Source organism: Geobacter sp. (assembly GCF_027327745.1).
In the GTDB taxonomy this organism is placed as follows: domain Bacteria; phylum Desulfobacterota; class Desulfuromonadia; order Geobacterales; family Geobacteraceae; genus Geobacter.
In genome coordinates, this window is sequence record NZ_DAHVYG010000046.1 from 1 (window position 1) to 18848 (window position 18848).

Consider the following 18848-nt stretch of genomic DNA (forward strand, 5'->3'; position numbering starts at 1 on the left):
GAGAACGGCCAACTCGGCAGGGATGTTCAGCGTGGCGGCAGGCTTGAGTCTCCCCTCCTCCTGCCGCAGATGGATCCCCCCGCCGGCCGCCCCGAAAACCCCCACCGTCTCCCGCAGGGTGACGTCGAGCACCGTTTTCAGCTCCCGCTCCCGGTTGGCATGGCTGATGATGCGGATCAGGGTGGAGAGCTCGCGGTTGCGCTGGCGGATCTCCCGCTCCGCCCGGTACTTGAAGGTGATATCCCGGACGGTGGCATGGACGAGCCGCTCGTCCCCCAGGTCGATGAGCCGGGCGTCCGCCTCGCCGAAGAAGCACTCGCCGCTCTTGCGGCGGAAGGTGATGCGGTCGAGCCGCCCCCGTCCCCTGCGGGCCACCCGCATGACGAGGGAGTTGAATCGCTCCTGCTCCTCCTCGGGGATCAGGTCCTTTCCCCGCAGGATTGCCATCTCCTCCGGGGAGTAGCCGAGGAGCTCGATCCCCCGCCGGTTCACCTCCACCAGGATGCCGGTGTCGGCGTTGAAGACGAAGATGGCGACGCCGGCCCCCTCCAGAAGGCTGCGGTAGCGGCGGGCCGTCTTGTCGAGCTGCCGCTCCACCTCCATCAGCTCGGCGAGGTGGGCCGCCTCCTCCTCGTTCTTCCCCCGGCGGTAGCTGAACACCATGAAGCCGAAGCAGGTGACGAGCAGGAGCGTCACGAGGCCGAGGAGATCGATGATGGGGGAGTCGTGGCGGTAGACGACGAAGACGGCGGCCAGCACCCCCACGAGGAGAAGGGCGCAGACCCAGACGACAGCGAGGGGGAGGCGCCGTGACGCGGCATTCCTGCCGCTATCGCCCCTCCCTCCCTCGGGGGAGGGGGGCGAAGGACGCGTGATGAATTCTCTCAGCATGACAGAAGCCACCTTCTGAGCCAATCCATGGCCGTGACCGCCGTGATTGTCCTGATTTTTCCCCGGTCACCCGAGAAGCGGTACTGTTTGACCGTGCAGCCGGCACGGTCGGCAAGGGCGAAGAAGACCGTCCCCACCGGCTTTTCGGGGCTCCCCCCGTCGGGGCCGGCGATGCCGGTGACCGCCAGCGCCACGTCGCTCCCGGCGAGCCGCCGTGCCCCCCGGGCCATGGCCCGGGCCACCTCGGCGCTCACCGCCCCCTTTTCCGCCAGGAGCTCCCCGGGGACCTCCAGAAGCCGCGTCTTCGCCCCGTTGGCGTAGGTGACCGCGCCGAGGAGGAAGTAGGCGGAGCTGCCGGCCAGATCCGTGATCCGCTTGGCGATGAGGCCGCCGGTGCACGACTCGGCGAGGGCCAGGGTCATCCCCTTCTCCCGGAAGAGCCGGGCCACCGCGGTGTCGATGGTCTCATCCCCTTCCGCCACGATGAAGCCGGCCAGACGCTCCCGGATCAAAGGCGCCGCGGCGGCGAGGAGCCCGTCCACCGCCGGGTCGCTCTCCCCCTCCCCCCGCAGCTTCACCTCCACCAGCGGGTAGTTCACGCAGTAGGCGACGGTGAGCCCGGGCCGCGAGCGGTCGATGCCGGTGAGCCGCGCGCCGATCTCCGCCTCGGAGAGGCCGAAGACCGACAGGACCAGGGTCCGGACGCTCCGCCGCTCCGTCCGCCGGGAGAGCAGAAGCGGCAGGACCGACTCCTCGAACATCCGCATCATCTCGGCGGGAACGCCGGGGAGAAAGACGAGGAGCGCGCCGCCGTGGACGAGGTGAAAGCCGCTGGCGGTGCCGACGGGGTTCGGGACGATCCCCGCCTTGGCCGGCAGAAGGCACTGCCGCTCGTTGGCCGGGTGCATCTCCCTGCCGCGCCGGACGAAGAACTCCCGCAGCCGCACCAGGGCCTCCTCGTTCAGGACGAGGCGCCGCTCCGTGGCCCGGGCCGCCCCGCGGGCGGTGACGTCATCGTCGGTGGGACCGAGCCCCCCGGTGGCGACGACCGCGTCGTGCTCCGCCGCCAGCCCCTCCAGGGCCACGGCGATCTCGTCCTCGTCGTCCCCCACCGTCAGGTGCCGCCGCACCGGCACACCCGCGCCGTAGAGGCGCCCCGCGATCCACGCGGCGTTGGTGTCGGTCACCTCGCCGAAGAGGAGCTCGTCGCCGATGGAGAGAGTCGCGATTCTCACATCAGCCTCAGGATCAGGTGGAGTGCCGCCCATGCATACACCCCGGCGGCCACGTCGTCAAGGACGACCCCCCAGCCATTCTTCACCTTCCGGTCGAAGTAGCGGGCCGGCGGGACCTTCACCACGTCGAAGAAACGGAAGAGAAAAAAACCGAGGAGAACGCTCTGCCAGCTGAACGGCGCCGCCGCCATGGTGACTAGGTACCCCGCCACCTCGTCGATGACGATCCGTCCGGGGTCCCTGGCGCCGTAGATCTCCTCCGCCCGCCCCGAAACCCAGGCGGCGAGGAAGATGAACGCCACGGTGGTAGCCAGGTAGAGCGGCAGGGGAAGGCGCGCCAGGGCGACATAGAGGGGGATCGCGCCCAGGGTCCCCACCGTCCCCGGGGCGACGGGGGAGAGGCCGGTGCCGAACCAGGTGGCCGCACAGGTGACAAACGCTCTCATCGCGGGGCGGTCTCCCGCTCGACGATCCGGTAGACCTCCACCAGCGGCATCCCCCGCTCCGCGGCGATCCGGCGACACTCCTCGTACTCGGGGGCGACCCGGACGAGGGCCTCGCCGTCGCGAAGGAGCTTCACCCGCACCGGGCCAAGGGAGGTCTGGCGCTCCTCGATCTCCCGCCGGAGCTTGAAGCGCCGGGCGGGGTAGGTGCGGACACCGATGGCCGTGGTCTCCCGCAGGATCAGCCCCGCGAGCCCTTCGAGCCGCTCCGGGGGGGCGACGACGGTGAGCCGGACGCCGGGACGGCTCTTCTTCATCTGCAGCGGCGAGAAGGCGGCATCGAGGGCCCCTTCATCAAGCAGGCGCTCCAGCACGTAGCCGAGCACCTCGGGGTTCATGTCGTCGATGTGGGTCTCGATCACCTGGACCTCGTCGCGGTCAAGCCCCGCCCCGCTCTCGCCGAGGAAGACCCGCAGGATGTTGGGGAGGTCGTCGAAGTCCCGGCTCCCGGCACCGCATCCCGTACCCGCGACGGTCATGGCCGGGGCCGGACCGAAACCGGTGGCAAGGGCCGCCACGATCGCCGCGCCGGTGGGGGTGACCCGCTCTCCCTCCCCCGTCGCGCCGTGGACCGGGATCCCCCGCAGAAGCTCCGCCGTGGCGGGGGCCGGCACCGGGAGGAGGCCGTGGGCGCTCTCCACGAAGCCGCTTCCGAGGGGAAGGGGGGAGGCATGGATGGCGTCGACCCCCAGGTAATCGATGGCGGCAGCGGCGGCGACGATGTCGGCGATGGAGTCCACCCCCCCCACCTCGTGGAAGTGGACCCGGCCGATCTCGACCCCGTGGACCTTCGCCTCCGCCTCGGCGAGGCGGAAGAAGACCCGCTGGGCCTTCTCCTTCACCCCGGGGGCCAGGGGGCTCTCCTCGATCATGGCGGCGATGCCGGCGTAATGCCGGTGGGGCTGGTGCTCCTCCACGCGGACCACGAAGCGGGTGGCGGCGATCCCCTTGCGGCTCGTCTTTTCCGCGGCCAGGGAGTAACTCGAATGGGGGAGCGGCAGGGCGGCGACGGCCTCCTGCACCACCTGGAAGGGGACCCCCAGATCCAGGAGGGCCGCCACGGTCATATCGCCGGCAACCCCGGCAAAGCAGTCGAAATAGAGTATCTTCATCGCAGAGCTATTCCCGGTTGATCATGCTCGCCGCCACGGCGGCGCCGAAGCCGTTGTCGATGTTCACCACCGTGACGCCGGCGGCGCAGGAATTGAGCATCCCGAGGAGCGCCGCAATCCCGCCGAAGGAGGCGCCGTAGCCGACGGAGGTCGGAACGGCGATCACCGGCCGGTCCACAAGCCCCCCCACCACCGACGGGAGCGCCCCCTCCATCCCCGCCACCACGATCACCACCCGCGCCGCAAAGAGGGTTTCGCGGCGGGCGAGGAGGCGGTGGATCCCCGCTACCCCCACGTCGTAGAGGTGCTCGGCGTCGTTGCCGAGCATCCGGAGGGTTACCAGGGCCTCCGACGCCACCGGGAGGTCGGAGGTGCCGGCGGAGACGACGAGGACCGTCCCCCGTCCCCGGGACTCGATCGGCTTCTGCTCCAGGGTGAGGCAGCGGGCCTCGGCGTGGTGGAGTGCCCGGGGGAATGCCTCCCGGACCGCCAGGGCCTTCGCCTCGTCGATGCGGGTGACGAGGATGTTGTTTCCCTTCGCCGCCAGGGAGGCCATGATCCGCTCGATCTGGCCGACGCTCTTGCTCTCGCCGAAGATCACCTCGGGGAACCCCTGGCGGAGCGAGCGGTGGTGGTCGACCATGGCGTCACCCACATCCTCGAAGGGGAGGTGGCGCAGGCGCTCCAGCGCCTCCTCCTCGTCGAGGAGGCCGTTTCGGAAATCGCGGAGAAGGGTTCTCAGTTCGTTGGGTTCCATGGGGCACCATCGGATTATCACATTATTTTAGCAGAAATATCATTATTTGCAGGAGTAAGAAAGGGGAGAATCGAAGGGAGGGGAAAGCGGGGGACGCGAACGGCCCCCCGCCGATGCGGGACGAAAGGGTCAGCTGTGCTCCCGGGTGGCGTGGAAGGTGAGCTCCTTCCAGTTCTCCATGGTGTTGTCGAGGCGCCACTGGGAGCCGGCCAGGTAGGCCAGGTTCCCCTCGCCGTCGATGTAGCAGCTCATGACTTCCTTCTTCTGGAACTCGTCGAGCTTTTTCTTCTCGCCGGTCACCCAGCGGGCCGTGGCGTAAGAAGCCGGCTCGTAGGTCGCCTTCACGTTGTACTCGTGCTCCAGCCGGTGCATGACCACGTCGAACTGGAGAAGTCCCACGGCGCCCACGATCCAGTCGGCCCCCATGAGCGGCCGGAAGACCTGGGTGGTCCCCTCCTCGGCCAGCTGGGTGAGCCCCTTCTCCAGGGCCTTGGACTTCAGGGGGTCCAGGAGGCGCACCTTCCGGAAGTGCTCAGGGGCAAAGTTCGGGATGCCGGTGAACTTCAGCTCCTCCCCCTGGGTGAAGGTGTCGCCGATCTTGATGGTGCCGTGGTTGTGGATGCCGATGATGTCGCCGGGAAACGCCTCGTCCACGTGGGTGCGGTCCTGGGCCATGAAGATGGTGGCGTTGGCGATGGCGACGTCGCGCCCGATCCGGACGTGGCGCACCTTCATCCCCCGGGTGAACCTGCCGGAGCAGATCCGGAAGAAGGCGATCCGGTCGCGGTGGGCCGGGTCCATGTTCGCCTGGATCTTGAAGGCGAAGGCGGAGAAGGGCTCCTCGTAGGGGGAGACGGTGCGGGAAAGGGCCTCCCGGGGGAGGGGGGCCGGGGCGTGGTCAACGAAGGTGTCGAGGAGCTGCTGGACGCCGAAGGTGTTGATGGCACTCCCGAAGAAGACCGGGGTCTGGAGGCCGGCCAGGTACGCCTCCTCCTCGAAGGGGTGGGCCGCCCCCTCCAGGAGCTCTATGTCGCCCCTCAGCTCGCCGGCCTGGGAGCCGAGGAGCTCGTCGAGGCGCGGGTCGTCGAGGCCGGAGAGGGAGACGACGGCGCCGGTCCCCCGGTCCGCCTCGGCGTCGAAGATGACCAGCTCCTTCGTGTAGAGGTGGTAGGTACCGCGGAAGCGCTTTCCCATCCCGATGGGCCAGGTCATGGGGGCGCACTGGATCCTCAAGACTTTCTCGATCTCGTCGATAAGTTCAAAGGGATCCCGCCCTTCGCGGTCGAGCTTGTTGACGAAGGTCATGATCGGGGTGTGCCGCAGGCGGCAGACGTCGAGGAGCTTGATGGTCTGGCTCTCCACCCCCTTCACCGAGTCGATCACCATGAGGGCCGAGTCGACGGCGGTCAGGACCCGGTAGGTATCCTCGGAGAAGTCGTTGTGGCCGGGGGTGTCCAGGAGGTTCACCTCGTACTCCCGGTAGGTGAACTTCATGACCGAGGAGGTGACAGAGATGCCGCGCTGCTTCTCCATCTCCATCCAGTCCGAGGTGGCGTGGCGCGCCGCCTTCCGTGCCCGGACCTCGCCGGCCTGCTGGATGGCGCCGCCGAAGAGCAGCAGCTTCTCGGTGATGGTGGTCTTCCCGGCGTCGGGGTGGCTGATGATGGCGAAGGTGCGCCGGCGGTCGATTTCCTGTTCGTAATGTTTCTTCAAGATCTGCTCCATACTTGTTTCAAGTATTCAAAAACGCTGGACAAACGAAAGGCGAAGAGGATATCTTCGCCACGATTGACTATACACGAAAGCGGCGGGCCAATACAACCAAAAGAACGCCCGGACAAACTCACCGCCCCTCAAGGACGATCCCATGAACGACTTCTACCACCTTGCCCCCATCGCCGGTCCCCAGGAGGACAGCCGGCAGATCCTCGAAATCCTCGCCGCCATCGGGAAGGGGACCCTTGCCAACGACCTGCGGCTCCTGAACTACTACCAGTCGATCCCGGTCAACTACGGCGCCAAGGTGGAAACCATCGAGCGGGACGCGGTGGAGCTCTCGGTCAACCAGCAGCAGGCGGTGGTCATGCACATCGAGAAGCAGACCTTCCTCAAGAGCAGCCACTTCCCGCAGGACGTGCTGGCGGCCGTCAGCTACGTCAACGTCGACAAGTGCGTGGCGATCGTCACCAAGTTCGCCTACGCCGTGGTGCGGGCCGAGCGGCGCCAGTTCGTGCGGGTGGAGGTGAAGGAGCGGGTCGAGGGGACCTTCTCCGCCCCGGAGGTGACGCTGGCCGGCACCCTCAACGACATCTCCATCGGCGGGGTCGCCATCGCCGGCGACATCCCCAATCCGCCGGAAAACGGCCTGGAGGGGTCGGTGCGGCTGGCGATCCCCGGCGGTCCCTTCGAGATCCCGGCCAGGCTTCTCCGCGTCATCCAGACCGGGGGCAGGTCCCTCGCCATCTGCGAGACTCGCCCCGATCCCCGGACCGAGAAGGCGATCTCCCAGTACATCTTCCAGCGGCAGGTAGAGATCATCAGGGAGCTGAAGGATTCCATTTTCTAGGCTCGCGTCCGCCCGCACGCCATCTTCGGCCGCTCCCCGGTCGCACGATCCTCGACGTAGCGCGGCTACGCCTGCGGTCATGCTCGGTCGTCACGACCAAATCTGGCGCACATCCGGACGCGATGGGACAGCGGTGGAATTAAATGCGAAAAGTCACCGCCTGAAGAGGTAACGGTCCACCGACCATGCGCCGCCGCCGGAGAACATCAGCGCCAGGGCCATTCCGAGGAGCGCCAGGGGGAACTCGATGCCGTGTCCCCGCCCCGGGACACAAGCAGCGTTGAGGAAGAAGCCATTCGCCCAGTGGACCCTGTAGATGGCGACCGTCATGACCGCGGCGATCCCGAACCCCGAGAGGCGGGTCAGGAAGCCGCAGAGGACCCCGACGCCCCCGCCGAACTCGGCGATGATGGCCAGCAGGGTGAAGATCGGCGGGATGCCGAGTTTTTCCTCGAACGTCCTGAACGTGGCGGTGAGCCCGTGGCCGCCGAAGGCGCCGAGGAGCTTCTGGGAACCGTGGGCGATGAAGATGGCGCCAAGCGGTATCCGCAGCGCGAGCAGCGCCAGGGAGTCGGCCGCGGCGCCCCAGTTGGTCCTGGCCATGGAAACCTCCGAAAATGTGCGTGCCGAAGCGGCATCTCCCCGCCCGGCCGCTGCTATTCTTGCCACAAGAGCCGGCCGTTCGCAACAGAAACGATGATCCCCCCGGTCGCCCCCTCTCCCCGTTGCAAAATGGTTTGAGCTTCCGCCGCCGATTGAGGTATCATGAATCGTTGCAGCGCAGCCCGCGGCTGCGCCCTCCATTCCACCCCAAGGAGCGTCACCGCCATGTTCTACCCCACCTTCAGGGCCCGCAGAATCCGGGGCAAAGAGGTCTTCCGCCGGATGGTCCGCGAGACCTCCCTCTCCGTCAACGACCTGATCTACCCCATGTTCTCCGCCGCAGGCCAAGGGATCAGGAAAGAGATATCCTCCATGCCGGGGATCTACCAGCAGTCCATCGAGCATATCGTCGAGGAGGCCCAGGAGGCCCACGAACTCGGCGTCCCGGCGGTGATCCTCTTCGGCATCCCCGAGACGAAGGACGCCGTGGGGAGCGACGCCTACGCCGAGCACGGCATCATCCAGGAGACCATCCGGGCCCTGAAGAAACAGGTGCCGGGGCTCGCCGTCATCACCGACGTCTGCATGTGCGAGTACACCGACCACGGCCACTGCGGCATCATCAAGGATGGTGACGTGGACAACGACGAGACCCTGGAGCTCCTGGCGAAGGAAGCCCTCTCCCACGCCCGGGCCGGGGCCGACATGGTGGCCCCCTCCGACATGATGGACGGCCGGGTCATGGCGATCCGCGAGGCCCTGGACAACAACGGCTTCAAGCATATCCCGGTCATGAGCTACGCCGCCAAGTACGCCTCGGGGTACTACGGCCCGTTCCGGGAGGCGGCCGAATCGACCCCCCAGTTCGGCGACCGCCGCTCCTACCAGATGGATCCGGGGAACCGCCGGGAGGCGATTCGCGAGACCCGCATGGACGTGGAGGAAGGGGCCGACATCATCATGGTGAAGCCGGGGCTCCCCTACCTGGACATCGTCCGGGACCTCCGGGAGGAGTTCGACCTCCCCGTGGCGGTCTACAACGTCTCCGGCGAGTACAGCATGGTCAAGGCCGCAGCCCGCAACGGCTGGATCGACGAAGAGCGGGTCATCATGGAGACCCTCCTCTCCTTCAAGCGGGCCGGGGCGGATCTGATCCTCACCTACCATGCCGTGGAGGCGGCACGGCTGCTCAAGCGGGGGTAGCCGCCGCTTTTGTGCTACACTTAAAAGGCCTGCCGGATGGCGGGCCTTTTTTCGTATCCGCTCTCCAAGCGTAGACGGGCTTCCCGGACTCACGAATTAATCCCGCGAGGCACCACCATGACACGACGCCTCCCCTTCCGTTACCTGGAACCGACCTTCTGCGCCGGGCTCCTGGACGACCCGATTCTTCTCGTGAACATCCGCCCCCTGGGGCGGGCGATCCTCGTCGACTGCGGCCAGATCCACCACCTGGCGAAGCGGGTCCTGAAGTCCCTCGACGCGCTCTTCGTTACCCACGCCCACATGGACCACTTCATGGGGTTCGACGCCCTGGTCCGCCACATCCACGTCTCTCCCCGGGCGGTGGAGCTCTTCGGCCCGCCGGGAATCGCCCGCAAGGTGGCGGCGAAGCTCGCCGGCTACGACTGGAACCTGACCGAATCGTACTGGTGCACCTTCCGGGTCCACGAGGTCCATCCCGATCGCATCCTGAGCTTTACCTTCCCCGGCTCCGAGGGGTTTCCGCGCCACCCGGCCGGGGAGCGGAAACGGCACGGGGCCGAGATCTGGCGCAACGATTTCCTCACGGTGGAGGCCGAGCTCTGCGATCACCACGCCATCCCCACCCTTGTCTTCCGGGTCTCCGAGCGTCCCAGCTTCTGGATCGACGGGGAAAAGGTGGCCGCGGCGGGACTGGTGGCGGGAGAATGGCTGCGGGAGCTGAAGCACCGGTTCTACCGGGGGGGATTGGACGGGAAGGAGATCGCTGCCCCGGTCCGCACGGCAGACGGGAGCGAAGCGTGGCGCGTCTTCGAGGGGCGCGGGCTCTTCGAGGCGATCCGGCGCGATCAGGAACCGGCCAGCATCGGCTACCTCACCGACATCGGCGCCAGCGGGGAAAATCTGGCGACGGTGCGCCGCCGCCTCGGCGGGGTGACGCTTCTCGCCTGCGAATGCTCGTTCCTGGCGGCCGACGTGGCCAAGGCCCGCAACTCCCACCACCTCTGCACGACGGACGTCTCCGCCCTGGCCCGGGAGCTGCGGCCGGCATACCTTCTGCCGATGCACCTCTCCAAGAGCTACAACACGAAGGGCCACCTCCTCTACGAGGAACTGGCCCTTCCGCCGGAAACCCGGCTCATCCGCCTTCCCGAACACCTTACCCCCCGGCCGCTCCTGCCGGCGGAATTTCCCCGGCTCGGGGGAGCATGACCCCTACTGATACTGGATGTAAAGCGGCTTCGGGTGCAGCCGGAGCACACCCTGGGGGGTCAGGAGCGGGTCCCCCTTCTTGGTGTCGTTGTGGTAGAAGAGCTTGAACCCGGTGTACTGCACCGGCTCGGCCACCACGTAATCCTTGTAGGAGTCGCGCTTCAGCCACGGGGCGCCCCAGCCGTCCATGTTCATGACGATCTGCACCTCGGGGCGCAGGACGATGCTCCGGGCGTTCGTCACCCCGTTCCTCGTGAAGCGGTGCACCGTCAGCACCTTGGGGGGAAGGTGGTACTTCCGCACCAGATCCCGCAGGTAGCCGGAGACGTAGTTCACGTCCGCCGCGTCGTAGGTGCCGATCTTGGTTCCCGGCACCTTTCCGCTCTTGATCAGGTTGAACTCGGGGTCGATCCCGAGATGCACGTCAGGGTTCTTCAGGAGCCACTCGAAGCGGGGGAGGATGGTCCGGATGTCGTCATGGCCGGTCTGGATGTCGATGAAGAGGAGGGCGTTCGCTTCCCGGGCCCAGCCGTAGACCTGGCTCACGATCTCGTCCGGCATGACCATCCGGTACTTCCCGGCCTTACCCGGCGTTCCCTGGGCCACCACCGCGATCAGGTGGAGGGCCGGCTGCACCGGATGGCCCGGGTCCGCCTTCTCCCACCGGGCCACCTCCCCCTTCAGCCGCCGCAGCATCTCGTCCTTCGGGAACTCTCCCAAAACCCCCATCCGCTTCGACTGCGGGTTGCCGTAGTAGGCCACGATCCGCTTCCGCGGCAGGATCGCCCCCGGCAGCGGCTCCGGGCACTTCACCGGCCACCCGCACCGCTCGGCGAAATCGGGGTCCTCCCCCGCCTTGTACTTCACCTTCGGCCGGGCGCTGGTCACCGGGGCAAAGGCCGCCGTCGCCGGGGTGGAAGCCTGGGGGAGGCGGGTCACCGTGGTGACCGGCGCCTGGACGGGAGTCGTGGTGGCGGGGCGGGGGGGCTTGTTGTCGGCGCATCCCGCCAAGGCGAGGGGGAACGCAAGAATAGCCAGCAGCGCGGCACCGCGGCGCCGCGGGAAGGTCGAAAGAGGTCGGTGCATATCGTGAAAAAACTCCGTGAAAAAGGAAATCGTCTGGTAAACAAGAAGCCGCAGGGAGGGACCCTGCGGCGCGCAGAACCATGTCTGATTAGTACCATTTTTTTGAGGCAAAAGGGAATGGGTAACTTTGGGTCGCCCGGCAATTATTCCTCCAGCCACCCCTCGATCCGGGTGAGTTCGCTCCCCCAGCCGCTGCCGAGGCGAAGCTCCAGGAAGGTGGCGAAGAGGGAGTCGAAGAGCTGCAAGCCCTCGTCCAGGACGAACATCCGCTCGTAGAACGCCGCTTCCCGTTCACTCCGCTCGTCCACCGTCTCCCCCTTTTCGACGGTCACCTTCGGCGCCTTGAGGGAGGCGAAATGGAAGAGCTCCCCCTTGAGGGTCATCTTCCAGAGGTGCTCATCCTTCTCCAGGTAGAGGGTCGCCTCGGTGATCCGCTTGCCGTTGGCAAGGGCGGTGCGGGCCTCGCGGAAGTGGTCCTGGGGACCGGCGACGGTGATCTTCTGGGTCCCCGCCTCGCCGGCGCTCATCAGGACCAGCCGGTCGTTGAGATAGGCGACGAAGCGGTCGTCGGCCAGGGCCGGCCCGGCCTGGTTCACCCGGTATTCGGACGACTCGGTCATGGTCCGGTGGAGGAGCCAGAGGAGGAAGTCCCAGCCGAGCCACTGGTTGCTCCGGATGAGATCGATGGCCGCCTCGGAGGTGGCGAGATTGGCCCGCTCCAGGGAGGGCTTCAGCTCAGCGCCGACCAGCGCCTCGGCCCGGGCGTAAGGGTGGATCGCCACCAGGCGCGCCCCCTCGAAGGTCTTCTTGAACTGGGTCTCGAAGAGCTCGATGATCGGGGCCGAGAGGGAGGTGAAGCTGACGATGCCGGTGCGGGTGTCCCAGACCGCGTCCCAGGCGGAGGGGACCGGCAGGGTCTTGGCGAGGAGGTTGGCCCGCACCGCCTCCTTCAGCTCCTCGCGCTTCTGCTTCGGCACCCGGTTGAGGCCGGGATTGGCGGAGAGGTACTCGTGCTCGGCCACCTGAAGGTAGGCCTTGAGGAGGGCAGCCGGGAGTTTGCGCTGGTCCCGGCGCAGGGTGAAGACGGCGTAGTGGTCGCGCCAGAAGGCGGCCGGGACGTCGAAGCTCATCTGCCGGTGGTCGTCCAGGTGGACCCACCCCGTCGACTGCTCGGCGGCACCGTGGTCGATCGGCTCGAACGCCTGCTTGGCGAGATTTTCTGCGATCCAGGGGTAGAGATCGCCGGCGGGGAGGTCCCCCGCGACCCGGAACTGGCAGAGAGCGGTGGTGTTGGAGAGGATACCCATGTGAAGACTCCTTGGCTGATTCGTTGAAAAGGGAACAGTAGATACACCGTTTCCGGTGTCGAGCGCAAGCACTTTATCCCGGAGCGCTTCTGCAACCGACGAATGAAAAAAACTGAAGTTTTGCCGCAGCTTGCCGATAATACTCTCTACAAGGCGAATGCTTCCTGGCAACGCTACAGATCGAGGGGAGCTGAAGCGGCACGGATCAAGGATTATCTCAATCCCTCCCACCCATACCCCGGAGGTAACGTTGACATGAAACCCTTTTCTGCTGGTGTCCTGTTCCTCCCGCTCCTGATTGCTGTTTCTGCCGCCCGGGCGGCGCCTCCCGATGCCGGCCAGCTCCTGCGCGAGCAGCAGCCCCAGCGGCAGATACCCCGGCAGCTCCCGACCCCCGAAGCAGAAAAAGAGCGCCCGCCCCTGGTCGACAGCGGCGTCCGCGTAGCGGTCAAAGGTTTCACCTTCAGCGGCACAGGGGGACTGGCGACAGAGAGCGAGCTGCAGGCCCTTGTGGCCGACGCCGCCGGCAAAAGCCTCAGCTTCGGCGAACTGCAGAACCTTGCAGCAAAAGTCACCGCATACCTCAAGGGGAAAGGATGGTTTCTGGCCAAAGCCTACCTTCCCAAACAGGACGTCACCAGCGGCATCATCGAGATCGCCGTCATCCAGGGCAAAAGCGACGGCCTCATCATCAGGCGCGACAAGAGCGCCCGCATCAGCGAAGAGAGCATCCGCGGCATCGCGCACCAGTCCGTCCGCCACGGCGAGCCCATCAACGAACAGTGCCTCGAACGCTCCGCGCTCCTCATCAACGACCTCCCCGGCGTCGCCGCCAGAGCATCCCTGACCCGGGGGAGCGCCCCCGGCACGACCTCCGTCCAGTTCGACATCAGCGAAGGACCGCTCCTCTCCGGCGCCATCTGGGGCGACAACCAGGGCAACCGCTACACCGGTGCCTGGCGCGGCAACGGCCTGCTCAATATCAATGACCCCTTAAGGTACGGAGACCAACTCTCCCTGCTGATGACCGGCGCCGAAGGGCTCACCCAGGGACGGGCCGGCTATCTCTTCCCGCTGGCCGCCAACGGTCTCAGGGGGAACCTCACCTACACCGGCATGCATTACGAGATTGTCGAAGGCGAAACGGCAGGGCTCAAGCAGGAAGGGGACAGCCATACCGTTGATGCCGGCCTCAGCTACCCCATCCTGCGCAGCCGCACGGCAAATGTCACCACCTCCATCGGCTACGAATTCAAAAAGCTGCTCGATAGCGTCAGTGATGTCGACACCCGGGACAAAACGCTTCACAGCGGCACCATCAGCTTCATCGGCGACAGCTACGACACCTTGCTCGGTGGCGGCTACACCACCTGGAACGCCGGCGTCACCACCGGCAGCATGAACGAGAAAATCGCCGACATAGCCATCACCAAAACCGAGGGACGCTACACCCGATTCAACTTCGGCCTGGCAAGACTGCAGCGGCTGGCCGAGCGGACCACCCTCAATCTCTCATACAGCGCCCAGCTCAGCCTCGACAACCTCGACACCAGCGAAAAATTCTACCTGGGGGGCCCCTACGGCATCCGCGCCTATCCGGTCGGCGAAGCGGCCGGCGACGAAGGGCACCTCTTCAACGTCGACCTGCGCTACGACCTCCCGCTCTCCGCCAGCATCGGACTGCTCCAGCTGAACGGCTTCTACGATGCCGGCTGGGTCAGGCTCCACAAAGAGACCTGGCCCAACTCCATCACCACCATCTCCAACAAGAACGATTACTGGCTGCAAGGTGCCGGCCTCGGCCTCACTTACGCCTACAGCGGCCGGACCAGCCTCAAAGCCACCTGGGCCCACACCATAGGCGACAACCAGGGGAAAAGCCCCAGCGGCCAGGACGCCGACGGCCGCAGCGACGACAACCGCTTCTGGCTGCAGGGGATGTTGTTTTTCTAGTCAAAACGAACACCATGGAGTGAGCGCCTAAAGGAGTACCCCATGAACAAGATCTACCGTCTGATCTGGTCCAGAGCCAAAGAGAAATGGGTCGTTGTTTCCGAGAAGGTCGCCGCCAAGGGGGCCGTTCCGTCGGCAACGGTCGGTGCGCTAACCCTGGCGGCCCTGCTGGCGGCAGGGGGGGGAGCCTTCGCCCTTGATCCCGGGGCACTCCCCGGCGGCGGCAGGATAACGGCTGGCAGCGGCGCCATCACCACCAGCGGCAGCCAGATGACCATCAACCAGTCCAGCCAGCAGCTGATCGCCAACTGGGACAGCTTCAACATCGGCCAGAACGCCGGGGTCAGATTCAACCAGCCGAACAGCAGTGCCACGGCACTGAACCGGATTCAGGACCAGAACCCGACCCAGATCCTGGGAAGCCTCAGCGCCAACGGCAGGGTCTTCCTCCTCAACCCGGCCGGCATCGTATTCGGCCAGGGCGCCAAAGTGGATGTCGGCGGGCTGGTGGCTTCCTCCCTCAACATGCTCGACAGCGACTTCCTTGCCGGCCGGTACACCTTCAGCAACGCCGGCAATGCCGGCTCGATCCTCAACCAAGGCAACATCAGCGCCAACGGCGGCATCGTCGCCCTGATCGCCCCCAAGGTAGCCAACGAAGGGACCATCACCGCCGATAACGGCAGTGCGGCCCTGATCGCCGGCAACCGGGTCAGTGTGGATTTCACGGGTGACGGCCTGATCACCTACACCGTCGACCAGGGGGCGGTGGATGCCCTGGCCGAGAACAAGGGGCTGATCAAGGCCGATGGCGGCCTGGTGGTCATGACCGCCAAGGCGGCGGACGCCCTGGCCGACGCCGTGGTCAACAACAGCGGCGCGATCGAGGCCCGGGCCCTGGCGAACAGGGAGGGAAGGATCCTCCTCCTCTCCGACATGCAAAGCGGCACAACCGCCGTCGGCGGCACCCTCGACGCCAGCGCCCCCGACGGCGGCGACGGCGGCTTCGTGGAAACCTCCGGCGGCCGGGTGGAGATCGGAGCTGGTGCCAGGATCACCACGAAAGCTGCCAACGGCAAGAACGGCACCTGGCTGCTCGACCCGGCCGATGTGACTATTGCCGACACCACTTCCGCGATAAGCTGCACGGCCGGCGTCTGTAGCCCCGGGTCGGGATGGTGGACGACATCCATCGCCGTGACGACATTGGAGACAGCCCTTGCAAGCGGCAACGTGGAGGTCACGACAACAAACTCCGGGATAGCCGGAGGTGCCGCCGGCAACATCACCGTTGCCTCTCCGATCACCTGGAACACCAACACACTGACCCTTACGGCCGGCAACGACATCAACATCAACGCCGTGATGACGGCAAATGATACCGCCAGTCTCGATCTTGAACCGGGCAGCGGCAAGGTCAATGTCGGCTTCAACCCGGACGGCACCTTCAAGGGGAGGGTGGATTTCTTCCAGGCTGATGGGGTGACCCCCCGCTCCGGAACGGGCTTCCTGACCATCAACAATACCCCTTATACGGTTATCACCGACCTCGGCAACGAAGGGGATGAGTCGACCGGCGCCGGTACGTTGCAGGGCATGGCTTATGGCGGCAATTCTTCCGGTTATTTTGCCTTGGGGAGCAACATTGATGCAGCGGCCACTTCCGGCTGGAACTACGGGGAAGGTTTCATGCCGATCGGCTCCAGTGGATACGCGTTCACCGGCACCTTCGACGGCCTCGGCCACACCATCAGCAACCTCACCATCAATCGTCCTTCCTCGGACAACCAGGGGCTGTTCGGCTACGCCGGCGGGGGATCTGTGTTGCGCAACGTCGGCCTGACCAGCGTCGACATAACCGGCTCTGGCAAAGTAGGAGGTCTGGTGGGCTACGGATACGGCACCACCATTGTGAATTCCTATGTCATGGCCGGCAGCGTCAACGGCGGAGATTATTCAACCGATGTCGGTGGACTGGTGGGCTACGACTATGGTGGCAGCAGCATTACCAACTCCCATGCAAGTGTCAATGTCGCCGCCGGCAATTATTCAAACGGCATTGGCGGCTTGATGGGGTATGGCTATGGCAGCACCATCCTGGACTCATACGCCCTCGGCGACGTCACGGGTGGAAACAGCGTCGGCGGCCTGGTGGGGTACATTAAGGGCTACGGGACCACCATTTCCAACAGCCATGCCAATGGCCAGGTCACAGGCAACAGCTACGTCGGGGGCTTGGTCGGCTCCATTATGGGCAGCGCAATCAATATCGCCGATTCACACGCCACTGGTGACGTATGGGCCGATGCAAACCCCAACAACCAGAATATCGGCGGGCTTGTGGGCTATCTGTACGCGTATGGCGGACCAGGCTCGGGGAGTACTCTCAACAACTCCTATGCCACCGGAGCGGTGCATGCAGGTGATTACAGCTCCGGTGTCGGCGGACTTGTGGGGTATAACTATGGCGTCTCCGTCATCGACTCCCATGCTGCCGGCATCGTGACAACAGCTGTCAACAGCGACAGTATCGGCGGATTGGTGGGGAACAATGCTTTTGGAGCAATCACCAATTCCTCCGCCACCGGAAACGTTACGGCCGGCGCCTCCAGTTCCAATGTCGGCGGGCTGGTCGGGAACAACGCCAACAGCGACATCAGTGGTTCGTACGCCTCCGGCGAGGTGGCGGCTGATGCCGGCACCGGCCAAAATGTCGGCGGCCTGGTGGGTTACAATAACAGCTCCAGTATTGACAACAGCTATGCTTCCGGGCCGGTAACCGGCAACAGCTATGTCGGCGGCCTGGTAGGCTACGATAACGGCATCGGCATTATCAACTCACTGTCCACGGGGCGGGTTACAGGGAGCATTTACGCCGGAGGCCTTGTGGGCGACGGCTCCGGCTCATCTGTCATCACCGCCTCTTTCTGGGACAGGACGGTCAATGCCGACCCCGTCCTGGATAACGGCTTGGGCGCCGGCAGGACGACGACCGAACTGAAAACCCTGACCACGTTCACAGACGCCAGCTGGGACATTGACGATGCCGGTGGCACCTTCGCGACCTGGCGCATTTACGACGGCAACACCTACCCGCTTCTGCGCGGCTTCCTCACCCCGCTCACCATCACCGCCACCCCCGTCACCAAGACCTACGACGGCACGGCGTATACGGGCGACCTCAACGCCACCTACTCGGATCCGACCGCCCCCGTGTCGGGACATCTCCGGGGTCACACCGCGCCTTACGCCAGCTTCATCAACGCCGGCACCTACTCCCCGTCGCCCTACTCCGATCAACAAGGCTACGACATCACGGTCAGCGGCGACAGCAGCCTGACGATCACCCCGGCGGCGCTCACCGTCACCGCAAGCGATGCGACGAAAACCTACGGCCAGACCCCGACCCTCTCGGCATTCACCTCCAGCGGCCTGCAGAACGGCGAAACCATCGGCAGCGTCACCCTGGCCAGCGCCGGCACCACCGCCACGGCCGGCGTCAGCGCCACCCCCTATGTTATTTCGGCCAGCGGCGCCAGCGACGGCACCTTCGACGCCAACAACTACACCATCACCTACAACAGCGGGGCGCTGACCGTTACCCCGGCCCCGCTCACCGTCACCGCCGCCGACGCCACCAAGAGCTACGGCCAGGCCGTGACATTCACCGGGACCGAATTTACCTCCAGCGGCCTGCAGAACGGCGAAACCATCGGCAGCGTCACCCTGGACAGTGCCGGCGCTGCGGCCTCCGCAAGCGCAGCGGGAAGCCCTTACGCAATAACGGCGTCCAATGCAACCGGCGGCACCTTCAACGCGGACAACTACACCATTACCTATAACGATGGAGCGCTTACCGTCTCCGCCGCGCCTGCCGTGTCCACGGTTACAGATGAGCCCATTCAGCAACCGGCACCAACCCCGCCGGCAGTTGCGGAGCAGGGCGCGCCTCCGTCAGTTCCGCAGCCCCCCGCGCCGCTGATAGAGCAGACGAACGGCACGACACCGACTGACAGCGATACATCCACCGGCATTTCCGGCGGCGTAGACGCCCTCAGCGTAACCGTTGTCAGCCCGTCCACATCGCAGAGTTCCGGCATGATAGCCGTAACGGTGCCGGACAGCATGGCACAACCAGGCTCGGCTTTCAGTTTCCAGCTGCCGGAACAGGCTCAGGAGCTGGCAGCTACGACCTCCGCTGCGGCAAATGCCTCCCTGGCCAACGGCGAGTCATTGCCGGGGTGGCTTCGCTACAATCCGGAATCGAATACCTTTTTTGCCAGCGATGTTCCTGCAGGTTCCCTGCCGTGCACGATTATCGTGACCGTTGGAGAGCAAAGCTGGACTGTGGCGATTACGAAGCAGGATAAGTAATCATAAAGACTATTGAAGTTGTCAGCTCCATGTTTCAAAATAGGGC

General features: G+C 65.6%; 14 protein-coding genes. 5 read left to right on the forward strand and 9 right to left on the reverse strand.

The window, feature by feature from the left end:
* The 6 genes from M6689_RS09325 to M6689_RS09350 form a co-directional block, all read right to left on the reverse strand.
* Nucleotides 1-891, reverse strand: an 891-nt coding sequence (locus M6689_RS09325) for a PAS domain S-box protein (protein WP_298270640.1), incomplete at its 3' end; no start/stop codon positions are given.
* The gene (locus tag M6689_RS09330) at nucleotides 885-2126 is read right to left on the reverse strand and encodes a competence/damage-inducible protein A (RefSeq protein WP_298270643.1); all 1242 of its coding nucleotides are present in this window, start codon (nucleotides 2124-2126) and stop codon (nucleotides 885-887) included. The genes M6689_RS09325 and M6689_RS09330, both read right to left, overlap by 7 nt.
* Nucleotides 2123-2572: a phosphatidylglycerophosphatase A gene (locus M6689_RS09335; RefSeq protein WP_298270645.1), complete on the reverse strand. Its 450-nt coding sequence runs from the start codon at nucleotides 2570-2572 to the stop codon at nucleotides 2123-2125. Before M6689_RS09335 ends, M6689_RS09330 begins: the two co-directional genes overlap by 4 nt.
* On the reverse strand, nucleotides 2569-3741 hold the full coding sequence (gene larC, locus M6689_RS09340) for a nickel pincer cofactor biosynthesis protein LarC (RefSeq protein ID WP_298270648.1): 1173 nt from the start codon (nucleotides 3739-3741) through the stop codon (nucleotides 2569-2571). Before larC ends, M6689_RS09335 begins: the two co-directional genes overlap by 4 nt.
* Nucleotides 3742-3748: 7 nt before the next feature.
* The gene (gene larB / locus M6689_RS09345; protein ID WP_298270652.1) at nucleotides 3749-4498 is read right to left on the reverse strand and encodes a nickel pincer cofactor biosynthesis protein LarB; all 750 of its coding nucleotides are present in this window, start codon (nucleotides 4496-4498) and stop codon (nucleotides 3749-3751) included.
* A 129-nt stretch (nucleotides 4499-4627) separates the two neighbouring features.
* Nucleotides 4628-6211, reverse strand: a complete 1584-nt coding sequence (locus M6689_RS09350; protein WP_298270655.1) for a peptide chain release factor 3 — start codon at nucleotides 6209-6211, stop codon at nucleotides 4628-4630.
* A 154-nt stretch (nucleotides 6212-6365) separates the two neighbouring features.
* Between M6689_RS09350 and M6689_RS09355 the strand changes: the two genes are divergently transcribed.
* Complete coding sequence (locus M6689_RS09355) at nucleotides 6366-7064, forward strand: PilZ domain-containing protein (protein WP_298270657.1); 699 nt, start codon at nucleotides 6366-6368, stop codon at nucleotides 7062-7064.
* Between the two features lie 153 nt (nucleotides 7065-7217).
* On the opposite strand, the gene M6689_RS09360 is transcribed toward M6689_RS09355, so the two are convergent.
* A complete protein-coding gene (locus tag M6689_RS09360) occupies nucleotides 7218-7667 on the reverse strand; it encodes a DoxX family protein (protein ID WP_298270659.1) in 450 nt (149 codons plus the stop codon).
* Nucleotides 7668-7892: 225 nt separating this feature from the next.
* Between M6689_RS09360 and hemB the strand changes: the two genes are divergently transcribed.
* Together hemB and M6689_RS09370 are read left to right on the forward strand one after the other, a co-directional pair.
* Nucleotides 7893-8870 (forward strand): porphobilinogen synthase, encoded by a 978-nt coding sequence (gene hemB / locus M6689_RS09365; protein WP_298270703.1) that lies wholly within the window; start codon nucleotides 7893-7895, stop codon nucleotides 8868-8870.
* Between the two features lie 117 nt (nucleotides 8871-8987).
* Nucleotides 8988-10082 carry an MBL fold metallo-hydrolase gene (locus tag M6689_RS09370; RefSeq protein ID WP_298270661.1) on the forward strand — a complete coding sequence of 365 codons (1095 nt, stop codon included), beginning with the start codon at nucleotides 8988-8990 and terminating at the stop codon, nucleotides 10080-10082.
* Nucleotides 10083-10085: 3 nt separating this feature from the next.
* Here the strand turns inward: M6689_RS09370 and M6689_RS09375 are convergent, their stop codons facing one another.
* Together M6689_RS09375 and rdgC are read right to left on the reverse strand one after the other, a co-directional pair.
* The gene (locus M6689_RS09375; RefSeq protein WP_298270663.1) at nucleotides 10086-11168 is read right to left on the reverse strand and encodes a hypothetical protein; all 1083 of its coding nucleotides are present in this window, start codon (nucleotides 11166-11168) and stop codon (nucleotides 10086-10088) included.
* 143 nt (nucleotides 11169-11311) lie between these two features.
* Nucleotides 11312-12475, reverse strand: a complete 1164-nt coding sequence (gene rdgC / locus M6689_RS09380) for a recombination-associated protein RdgC (RefSeq protein WP_298270665.1) — start codon at nucleotides 12473-12475, stop codon at nucleotides 11312-11314.
* Nucleotides 12476-12730: 255 nt separating this feature from the next.
* On the opposite strand from rdgC, the gene M6689_RS09385 reads away from it, so the two are divergent.
* Entirely contained in the window at nucleotides 12731-14428 is a 1698-nt protein-coding gene (locus M6689_RS09385; RefSeq protein WP_298270667.1) for a ShlB/FhaC/HecB family hemolysin secretion/activation protein, read from the forward strand.
* Nucleotides 14429-14470: 42 nt separating this feature from the next.
* Nucleotides 14471-18802, forward strand: a complete 4332-nt coding sequence (locus tag M6689_RS09390) for a GLUG motif-containing protein (RefSeq protein WP_298270670.1) — start codon at nucleotides 14471-14473, stop codon at nucleotides 18800-18802.
* The last annotated feature ends 46 nt before the right edge of the window (nucleotides 18803-18848 follow it).